Here is a 7,739-nt window from a genome sequence, read left to right as displayed (position 1 = left end):
AAGGCCGGTCTGTGAAGCCCGGCCGAGTGGTCAAGTTTAAGGCCTCGCACCCAAAGTCAAGCCCCAATCGCCGTCGTGGTTGCGTCACCACCACTGACCCGACATCCAGTGCTCATATGCCTCGGCTTCGCCATTGGCTGACGCGCAGAGGACCCGCCCACGTCGTTCGGGCGGGTCCTCTCCGTGCGTGGGTGCTAGCCCCTGGCCCCCGCCATCGAGGCCGCCGGAACCGGCCAGCCCGCCGGCGACCACAGGTCCTCAGTGGACAGTGCGGCCGGGTGGTACTTGCCCAGCGCGCTGATCAGCAGGCGCAGCTCCAACGTAAGCGCCTCCACCAGGCGGGTCAGGCCCGCGTGGCGGTCCTCGTCGACCGCGAGCAGCGCTGCCCGGCCGAGACCGGTGGCGGTGGCTCCGGCGGCCAGGCACTTCACGGCCCGCAGGCCCTCCCAGATCCGGCCCGACACCAGCAGGCAGCCGCGTGGGGAACCCATGCGGCGCAAGCACTCTGCCAGCGGGAGGCCGACGCCTGCGAGTGATGTGGTGGGGGCCCAGCCGCTGCCGCCCTCGGCGCCGTCCACGGTGACCGCGTCCGCGCCCGCCTGCCACGCCACGTCCGCCGCCGCGGCCACGTCACGGCCCGGTGGCAGCTTCACCCAGACCCGTGCGCGCGGGTAGTTGTTGCGCATCAGGCGGACCTGCTGTCGCAGGATCTCCTCGGTGAACGTGCCAGGGCTCGCGCAGCGCAGCACCCGGTCCCCCGACGGGTCGATCAGTGGTTCCAGGGCGAACTGGTCGGCCAGGCGGTGTGCCTGCGCGCGGTCCACCACGGTCAGGCCTCCCAGGCCCGGTTTGGCGCCCTGGCCGACCTTCAGTTCGAAGCCGAGCCGTCCCGACTCGAGCAGCGGGCGGGTTGCCGGGTCGCTGTAGACGCGGTTCCAGACCTCGGCGTCGGCGTCCTCCGTGCTCTGCTGGATCACGACGCCGCCCACGCCGGTCGGGGCGTGGTCGGCGTAGGCCGTGATCCTCGCGAGCAGTGATCGTTCGCCCGAGTAGCCGTCCACCGGGACGACGTTCTCGCCGATGACCATCGGGATGCCCAGGGCGCCCGCCTGCGCGGCGGCGGCGAGGCCCAGGTCGGTGCCCACTGCGCGGGTCGAGCCGAAGGCCGACAGGTACAGCGGCAGGTGTGCGGCGAAGCCGCCGATGGTGGTCGCCAGGTCCACGTCGTTGTGCAGTGGTTCGCGGGCCAGGTCGATGAGCTTCTCCAGGCGCAGCGGCATGAACACCGGCGGGACCAGGCGGGTGGCGTCGAGCGCGTCGGGAGACGAGGGGGCCTGCGGCTCGCCCAGCAACGCGCTGCCGTAGTCGGACAGGGGTGGGAACGCCGCCGCCGCGCCGGTGCGGGCGCGTTCCCGGACGGCCGCTTCCGGGAACGTCTCGGCGTGCACGGCGGTCACGGGGACACCACGCCGGGGATCTTCGGGAACGCGCTGGCCTGCCACACGGCGTCCAGGCCGCACAGGTAGCGGACCAGCCTCTCCAGGCCGATGCCGAAGCCCGCGCTCGACGGGACGCCCTCGCGCACCATCTTCAGGTACCAGGCGTACTTCGCCGGGTTCTCCCCCGTCTCGCGCATCCGGGCGACGATCGCCGCGTACTCGTGCTCGCGTTCGCTGCCGCTGCACAGTTCGCCGTAGCCCTCGGGCGCCAGCAGGTCGAAGTTGAGCAGCCGGCCGGGGTTCTCCGGGTTCTCGCGGTCGTAGAAGCCGCGCGAGCCCTTCGGGTAGTCGGTGACGAAGAACGGCCTGCTGGCCTTGGCCGACAGCAGCGCCTCCCCCGCCCAGTCGATCTCGGCGTCGGGGTTCTGGTCGTGGCCGAACCCGTGCAGGTCGGCGACGGCGGCGGCGTGCGTGCGGCGTTCGAAGGCGCGGCCGGACAACAGGTCCGCGAACGCGTCCGGGTCGCGGCCCAGCACCTCGAGCTCAGCGGCGCAGCGCTCGACGACCCGCCGCACGACGTGCCCGACGAGGTTCTCGGCCACCCGCGTCGCGTCGTCGCGGGAGGCGCCGGCCACCTCGACGTCGATCTGGTGGAACTCCGCGAGGTGGCGGCTGGTCGAGCTCGTCTCCAACGGTTCAAGGCGCACGTTCGGCGCGATGCAGAAGATGCGGTCGAACGCGGTCAGCGACGCCTGCTTGTAGAGGATGGCGCTCGTCATCAGCTTGTAGCGGTGGCCGTAGTAGTCGACGTCGACCTGCTTGGCACCGCGCGCGCCGGGGTCGGTGACCGGACCGATGACCGGCGGGAGCATCTCGGTGAAGCCCTGCCCGGCCAGGTGCTCGCGCACGGCGTCGAGCACGCGGTGCTGCACGCGCAGCACCGCGCGGGTGGTGGCCGAGGTGAGGTGGGCGCGCGGGTCCGCCGGCGCCGGGGTGGTGGTGTCCATCGTGGTCACTCCTTGGGGACGGGCGGGGTCAGCGGTCGAAGGCGCGCTCGACGTGGGTGAGCGAGCGCAGCAGCTCGTCGGCGGTGAAGTCGGCGGCGGGGACGGCGCGGTCGGCGGGCAGCGGCAGGGCTCCGGTGCGCGACCACTGCAGCCGCCCGTCGCCGTCCACGAACGCCCGCGTGCGGCCGGCGTTGTCCTGGTGCAGGCAGAAGGGCACGTCGAGGTAGCCGCGCTCGACCGCGCGGACCAGGGCGATGCCGACGTCGGGTGCGAGGTCGAGCACGGCGTCCACGAGTGCGCGGGCCTCGGCGAGCACGCCGGTGTCGTCGACGGGGCCGCCCGGCGCGGCGTGCGCGGCCGCGGCACTGGCGGTCACCAGCGCGGCGACGTTCTCCGCGACGGTCGGGATGCGGTGCGCCTCCGCCGTCGTCTTGACGATCAGCCGCTCGGCGCCGGTGCGCACGGCCAGTTCCGCCGAGCGTTCCAGCAGGGCGGTCGCGCCGCGCGGGGTGCGCGGGAACACGCCCATGTAGGTGTAGAGCACGACGTGCCAGTCCACGTCGGACAGGTGTTCGGCGGCGAGGGTGCGCAGTGCGGCGACGGCCTCGGCGTCCTGGTCCGGGTCGGTCTGCTGGGCGTAGCTCAGCGACATGCTGTCGATCCCGTGCTGGCGGAAGAACAGGCCCTCCAGCACGCTGATCGCCACGAGCAGGCTCGGCGGGCACAGCTGGCCCATCATGCAGCCGCCGAACGACTCGAGGTGCGGCCGGGCACCGCGCTCGCGGGCGTCGGACAGCAGCAGGCACGACTCGGCCCACGCGCGCACCGACTCGGCGACCGGGACGCGGCTGTAGGGCAGGCAGTACGACAGCGGGCCGCCCTCCGTCGCGTGCAGACCGGCGGCCAGCAGGGCCGCCACGATCTTCTGCGGGCACGCCGAGCCGTGGCGCACCTGGACCGGGAACTCCGGTCCGTGCACCCCGTCCAGCACCGACCGGGTCGTCTCGGGCGAGTGGGCGGCGATCGGGTAGCCGTTCAGCTCGGCACCGGCGGCCAACGCCCGGCGCACCGCGAGGTGGTCTCCCACGCGCGTGAAGCTGTCCACGGTGATCGTGCCCGCCGCCCGCACCCCGGCCTCCCGCACGGCGGTGAGTCCGGCGCGCATCGCGGCCGGGCCGGCGACGCCCATCCTGGGCTGCACCACCAGTTCGCCCGCGGCGGCGGCGCGGGCGACGATGTCGCCGAACGAGCCACCGGTCACGACCGCACCCCCGCCGCGAGCCGGTCGACGTAGCGGCGGAACGACGTGATCGCGTCGGCGTCCTCGAACACCGCGTCGAAGCCGGCGGCCAGCAACGCCGCCGCACGACCGCCCGCGCCGTCCACGCCGAGCTTGCCGCCGACGACGACCGGGGTGCTCGCGAGCCGCGCGCGCAGCGGTCCGATGACGCGCCGGGCGTCCTGGAAGCCGTGCCCGTTCACGCTGCTGAGCACGACGAGGTCCGGCGCCGCCTGTCCACACGTGGACGTGAGCAGCCCGTCGGGGACGCACGCGCCGAGGTTGGTCACGCGGTGTCCCATCTCCTCCAGCACCAGCTGCAGGTACACGAGGTTCCAGGTGTGCGCGTCGGAGGCGAGCCCGGAGACCACGATGTCCAGGCGGGCTGTGTCCTGCCGGGCGGCGTCCAACTCCATGGGGCGAGCTCCTCTGTCGCGGGTGTTTCCCTGTCCCGAACGTAGGAGCCGCGCCCCGCGCCTCCAGGCAGCGCCGACGGCAGCCTTCCGGCAGTTGGCGCTATCGGGAAGGCGGATCGACGTAGTAGAAGCGTCTGCTGCAGAGCAAAAGCCCCTCGTCGGACAGGGTGACGACGTCGGCGAACTCCGACGGGGTGGCGCACTCCGCGTCCGGGGGCGGGGTGTAGCGGCCGACCACGACCACGGTGTCCTTGTCCGCCACCAGCTTGTGGATGTGGTGGCGGCCGCGCAGGGCGGTGAGCAGCTCGACGGTGTGGTCGCGGCCGTGTCCCGGGGGCGCGTCACAGCGTTTGAGCTGCATGTCCGGGTGCAGCAGGGAGGCGTAGCCGTCCAGGTCCCCCTCGTCGAGGTAGTGGTACGAGAGGCGGACGTGGTCGGCGCCTGCGGCGGTGCTCATGGCGGTTCTCCTCACGCGATGCACCACCACGGTGCCGCCGGCCGCCAACCTGCCGATATCCCCACGCTATCGCCGGGGCTTGTCCTGCTCAGTGAGCGTGTGCTTACTCTCGGGGAATATCAGACCTCGAAGGGTGGCCGGGCGCTTATGTCTCCAGGTGGATTCCGGGTTCTCGGCCCGGTGGAGGTCGACGGTCCCGGCGGCGCGGCGCGCATCCCACCAGGCAGGCAGCAGGTGATCCTCGGGCTGCTGCTGGTCGAGGCGAACCGGGTCGTGAGCACCGCGACGCTCGTCGACGCCCTGTGGGACGAGAACCCTCCGGACACCGCGCGCACCCAGGTGCAGATCTGCGTCTCCCGGCTGCGCCGCACGCTCGACGGCGCGGGCATGTCCGCCGTCATCGACACCCGGCCGCCGGGGTACGAGCTCCGGCTCAACGGGGACTCGCTGGACCTCGCCGACTTCCTCTCCCGCACGACCGAGGCCCGTGTGCTGGTCAGGGAGGGCCGTGCCGCCGAGGCGGCCGCGCTGTTGCGGGAGGCCGCGGCGCTGTGGAGGGGGCCGTGCCTCGGAGGCGCCCCCAACCGGTCGCTGCGCACCCGCGCGCTGCGGCTGGACGAGGACCGGCTCACCTGCGTCGAGGACCACCTGGAGCTGGAGCTGGAGCTCGGTCAGCACCACCAGCTCGTCGGCGAGGTCACCCGGCTCGTGCACGAACACCCGTTGCGGGAACGCCCGCGCGCCCTGCTGATGCTGGCGCTGCACCGCTCCGGCCGGCAGGCGGAGGCGCTCGACGTCTACCGCGCCGGACGCACCCTGCTCGTCGAGGAACTGGGGCTGGAGCCGGGTGAGCGGCTGCGGGAGCTGGAGGCGGCGATCCTCGCCGGCGAGACCCCGTCCCGGCCGCAGGCCGAGCCCGCACCGCGCACCGAAGACACCTCGCGGCCCGCGCGGCCGCGGCAGCTGCCCGCCGACACCGCGGACTTCGTCGGCGACGAGACCCTGTTGCGCGGCGCGGAGTCCGTGCTCGTCGGCGACGCGGCGCGCTCGGCCGTGGGCGTCGTGGTGATCACCGGACGGCCCGGTGTCGGCAAGAGCACGGTGGCCGCCCACCTCGCGCACCGGGTGGCGCAGGAGCACTTCCCCGACGGGCAGCTCTACTGCGACCTGCACGGCACCGGCCAACCGTCCGATGTGGACGACGTGCTGGGCCGTTTCCTGCTGGCGCTGGGGATTCCCGGGCCGGTGATCCCGGACGGCGTCGACGCGCGGCTCGAGATGTACCGGACGCTGCTCGCGGACCGGCGGGTCCTGGTCGTGCTCGACGACGCCGCGAGCGAGGGCCAGGTCCTGCCGCTGCTGCCGGGCAGCAGCACGTGCGCGGTGGTGGTGACGAGCCGGACGCGGCTGACCGGTCTGCCCGGTGCCCGCCAGGTCGAGCTGGACGTCCTCGACACCGAGCAGTCGCTGCGGCTGCTGGGCCTCGTCGTCGGGGAGCACCGGGTGGCGCGCGAACCGGAGGCCGCCGCGGCGCTGGTGCGCACCGTCGGCGGGCTGCCGCTGGCGTTGCGGATCATCGCGGCCCGGCTGGCCGCGCGGCCGCACTGGACGTTCGCGTCGATGGTGCACCGCCTCGCGAGCGAACGGCACCGCCTCGACGAGCTCGCGCACGGCGAGCTGACCATCCGCGCGAGCCTCGCGCTGACCCACGACGGCCTGGACCGCCGCTCCCGGTTGCTGTTCGGGCTGCTGGGCCTCGCCGAGGGGCCTGTCATCCCCGGCTGGGCCGCGGGCGCGGTCCTCGACGACGACCGCCCGTTCCCGTCGGACCTGCTCGAACCGCTGGTGGACGTGCAGGTGCTCGACGTGGTCTCGGTGGAGCCGACCGGCGAGTTCCGCTACCGCTACCACGACATGCTGCGCCTGTTCGCCCGCGAGAAGGCGGTGGAGGAGATCCCCGCCGGCGACCGCGCCGCCGCGATGTCCCGCCTGCTCGGCGGATGGCTCGCGCTGGCCGAGCAGGCGCACAAGGACATCTACGGCGGCGACTACACCGTCCTGCACGGCACCGCGCCGCGCTGGCGACCCGCGTCCGAGCCCGCCGACGCGCTGGAGTGGATGGACGGCGAGCTCGCGAACCTGTGCGCGGCCGTGCAGCAGGCGGCCGCCGCGGGGCTGCACGAACTGTGCTGGGACCTGGCCGTCACGTCGGTGACCCTGTTCGAGTCGCGCGGCTACCTCGACGACTGGGAACGGACCCACGCCGACGCCCTGGCCGCCGTCCGCGCGGCGGGCAACACCCGAGGCACCGCGGCGGTCCTGAGCTCGCTCGGCACGTTGCACATCAACCGAGGCCGTCTCGACGCCTCCCGCGACGCCCTGCTCCCGGCCGTGGAGCTGTTCGAGGAGTTGGGCGACGTCCACGGCCTCGCCCTGTGCCACCGCGACCTCGCGCTGATCGCCCGCAACACCGGCGACGACACCACCGCGCTGCACCTGTACGACCGCTCGCTCGCGGGCTTCACCGAGGTCGACGACATCGTGGGCCGCGCGATCGTCCTGACCCAGCGTGCCTTCATCCTGGCGGGCGACGGCGAGATCGCGCGGGCCCGCACCGACCTCGCCGAGGCGATGGCGGTGCACGAGGCCGTCGGCTACACGGGCGGCGCGGCGCGCACGCTCAACCGCATCGGCCAGGTCCAGGCGATGGCGGGCGAGCACGCCGCCGCGACCGAGACCATGCGGCGCGTGCTCGACATGGTCCGCGACACCCGTGACGTGATCGGCGAGGGGCAGCTGCTGCGCAACCTGGGCCAGGTGAGCGCGGCGGCCGGCCGGTACGGCGAGGCGCGCGCGTACCTGGAGGAGGCGCTCGCGGTGCGCGAGCGAATACTGGACCACAGAACGGCGACGACGATCCGCGCGGAGCTGGCGGTGTTACCGGTGGCCGACGGCCACACGCTGGTCGCGGCAGGGTGAGGCGGTCGCGCCGGGAACCTTCGCGGGCGGGGTGAGCGAGCGCGACGGGTGGGACGCCAGAGCTTCGCGGGCGAACCACCGCGATCCGGGTTCGTCCTCCCCAACGAGCGCAACGAGGTCGACGGGGTGGCGGCCGCACACCCCGTTCCCCTCGTCCCGGAC

6 protein-coding genes are annotated in these 7,739 nt (G+C 73.6%); 1 reads left to right on the top strand and 5 read right to left on the bottom strand.

Translation table 11 applies throughout. The annotated features are described in order from the left end of the window. Positions 1-194: 194 nt before the first annotated feature. The 5 genes from ABZX02_RS30340 to ABZX02_RS30320 all read right to left on the bottom strand — a co-directional run bounded on the left by ABZX02_RS30340 (position 195) and on the right by ABZX02_RS30320 (position 4,598). Positions 195-1,457, bottom strand: a complete 1,263-nt coding sequence (locus ABZX02_RS30340; protein WP_355303113.1) for a glutamate synthase-related protein — start codon at positions 1,455-1,457, stop codon at positions 195-197. Beyond that, positions 1,454-2,446, bottom strand: coding sequence for an asparagine synthetase A (locus ABZX02_RS30335; RefSeq protein ID WP_355303111.1), 993 nt, complete (start codon positions 2,444-2,446; stop codon positions 1,454-1,456). Before ABZX02_RS30335 ends, ABZX02_RS30340 begins: the two co-directional genes overlap by 4 nt. A 28-nt stretch (positions 2,447-2,474) precedes the next feature. Further along, positions 2,475-3,707 (bottom strand): methylaspartate mutase, encoded by a 1,233-nt coding sequence (locus ABZX02_RS30330; RefSeq protein ID WP_355303109.1) that lies wholly within the window; start codon positions 3,705-3,707, stop codon positions 2,475-2,477. Then, complete coding sequence (locus ABZX02_RS30325; protein WP_355303107.1) at positions 3,704-4,141, bottom strand: cobalamin B12-binding domain-containing protein; 438 nt, start codon at positions 4,139-4,141, stop codon at positions 3,704-3,706. The genes ABZX02_RS30330 and ABZX02_RS30325 overlap by 4 nt, the downstream gene beginning before the upstream one ends. A 100-nt stretch (positions 4,142-4,241) precedes the next feature. Further along, the gene (locus ABZX02_RS30320) at positions 4,242-4,598 is read right to left on the bottom strand and encodes a nuclear transport factor 2 family protein (RefSeq protein WP_355303105.1); all 357 of its coding nucleotides are present in this window, start codon (positions 4,596-4,598) and stop codon (positions 4,242-4,244) included. Positions 4,599-4,745: 147 nt separating this feature from the next. Here ABZX02_RS30320 and ABZX02_RS30315 point away from each other — a divergent pair, with 147 nt between their 5' ends. After that, positions 4,746-7,577, top strand: a complete 2,832-nt coding sequence (locus ABZX02_RS30315) for a BTAD domain-containing putative transcriptional regulator (protein ID WP_355303103.1) — start codon at positions 4,746-4,748, stop codon at positions 7,575-7,577. The last annotated feature ends 162 nt before the right edge of the window (positions 7,578-7,739 follow it).

The organism is Lentzea sp. NPDC003310 (genome assembly GCF_040610935.1).
Taxonomy (GTDB): domain Bacteria; phylum Actinomycetota; class Actinomycetes; order Mycobacteriales; family Pseudonocardiaceae; genus Lentzea.
This window is presented reverse-complemented; position numbering and strand designations above follow the sequence as displayed.

Bases quoted from the DNA above. Each gene is read 5' to 3' on its own strand.
- ABZX02_RS30320 (WP_355303105.1), bottom strand. From the start codon at position 4,598: ATGAGCACCGCCGCAGGCGCCGACCACGTCCGCCTCTCGTACCACTAC.
- ABZX02_RS30335 (WP_355303111.1), bottom strand. From the start codon at position 2,446: ATGGACACCACCACCCCGGCGCCGGCGGACCCGCGCGCCCACCTCACC.
- ABZX02_RS30315 (WP_355303103.1), top strand. From the start codon at position 4,746: ATGTCTCCAGGTGGATTCCGGGTTCTCGGCCCGGTGGAGGTCGACGGT.
- ABZX02_RS30325 (WP_355303107.1), bottom strand. From the start codon at position 4,141: ATGGAGTTGGACGCCGCCCGGCAGGACACAGCCCGCCTGGACATCGTG.